Source organism: Halomonas sp. BM-2019 (genome assembly GCF_017584085.1).
Genome location: NZ_CP071922.1, coordinates 292,095 through 292,473, shown reverse-complemented (window position 1 = coordinate 292,473; position 379 = coordinate 292,095). Strand labels below are relative to the sequence as shown.

Here is a 379-nt window from a genome sequence, read left to right as displayed (position 1 = left end):
GTCAGATGCGAACTGAGCAAATGCTGCCAATTCACGATACTGAGCCAAGGCCAAACGAATACCACCACCCAGCTTCTTGATGATCTTGGTCTGTGCTGCACCACCAACCCGTGAAACCGAGATACCTGCGTTCACAGCAGGGCGAATACCTGCGTTGAATAGGTCGGTCTCAAGGAAGATCTGACCATCGGTGATTGAAATCACGTTGGTTGGTACGAATGCAGATACGTCACCGGCTTGGGTTTCGATGATTGGCAACGCAGTCAATGAACCGGTTTTGCCTTTCACTTCACCGTTGGTGTATTTCTCTACATAGTCCGCGTTAACGCGTGCTGCACGCTCAAGCAAGCGCGAGTGTAGATAGAATACGTCCCCTGGG

1 pseudogene is annotated in these 379 nt (G+C 51.2%); it reads right to left on the bottom strand.

What is annotated here, in order from left to right:
- Positions 1 to 379: pseudogene (locus tag J5F18_RS01515) on the bottom strand (F0F1 ATP synthase subunit alpha); the annotation flags it as partial.